We start from the raw sequence: 1,229 nt of genomic DNA, 5'->3' as shown, positions 1-1,229 counted from the left end.
TCGATCGAGAACGTCGACCCGGTCACCGGGGAACTTCTCGAACGCGAACCGCGGGGCCTTGACCACGACGTAGTCGAGGCTCGGTTCGAAGCAGGCCGGAGTTTCCTTGGTGATGTCGTTGACGATCTCGTCGAGGGTGTAGCCGATGGCGAGCTTGGCGGCCATCTTCGCGATCGGGTAGCCGGTGGCCTTCGACGCGAGCGCCGACGACCGCGACACGCGCGGGTTCATCTCGATGACGACGAGCCGGCCGTCGCGCGGATCCATCGCGAACTGGATGTTGCAGCCGCCGGTGTCGACACCGACCTCGCGCAGGATGGCGATCGAGAGGTCGCGCATCTGCTGGTACTCGCGGTCGGTGAGCGTCATCGCGGGGGCGACGGTCACCGAGTCGCCGGTGTGCACACCGACCGGGTCGACGTTCTCGATCGAGCAGACGATAACGACGTTGTCGGCACCGTCGCGCATGAGTTCGAGCTCGTATTCCTTCCAGCCGAGGATGGATTCCTCGATGAGCACGTTCGCGGTGGGCGAGGCCGCGAGGCCACCGCCGGCGATGCGCTCGAGGTCGGCGTCGTCGTAGGCCATGCCGGAGCCGAGGCCGCCCATGGTGAAGGAGGGTCGCACCACGACGGGGAAGCCGAGCTCGGCGACGGTCGCACGGACCTCGTCCATCGTGTAGCAGACGGCCGAGCGGGCGGATTCGCCGCCGCACTTGGTGACGATGTCCTTGAACTTCTGCCGGTCCTCGCCGCGCTGGATGGCGTCGAAGTCGGCGCCGATGAGTTCGACGCCGTACTTGTCGAGGATGCCGCGCTCGGACAGCGCGACGGCGGTGTTGAGTGCGGTCTGGCCACCGAGGGTCGCGAGCACTGCGTCGATAGGCGTGCCGTTGGCCTGTTCGGTCGCGATGACCTTCTCGACGTAGTCGGCGGTGATCGGCTCGATATAGGTCGCATCGGCGAACTCGGGATCGGTCATGATCGTGGCCGGGTTCGAGTTCACGAGGGAGACCCGCAGGCCCTCCTCGCGGAGCACCCGGCACGCCTGGGTGCCCGAATAGTCGAATTCGCAGGCCTGCCCGATGACGATCGGGCCGGACCCGATGACCAGGACGTGGGAGAGATCGGTACGGCGTGGCATTTAGTTCTTCTCTCCCTCGAGCAGGCGGGTGAAACGATCGAACAGGTCGACGGCATCGTGGGGACCGGCCGCCGCCTCGGGGTGGT

Annotated in this window: 1 protein-coding gene; it reads right to left on the bottom strand. The window is 66.6% G+C overall.

The window, feature by feature from the left end; translation table 11 throughout:
* Window positions 1-1,143 (bottom strand): carbamoyl-phosphate synthase large subunit (gene carB / locus R1101_RS0123780; protein ID WP_016935660.1); only part of this gene is annotated, 1,143 nt, incomplete at its 3' end.
* Between the last annotated feature and the right edge of the window lie 86 nt (window positions 1,144-1,229).

The organism is Rhodococcus sp. R1101 (genome assembly GCF_000278445.1).
GTDB lineage: Bacteria > Actinomycetota > Actinomycetes > Mycobacteriales > Mycobacteriaceae > Rhodococcus > Rhodococcus gordoniae.
Note: the sequence above shows the minus strand (reverse complement) of the source record. Positions and strands in the feature narration are given on the sequence as shown.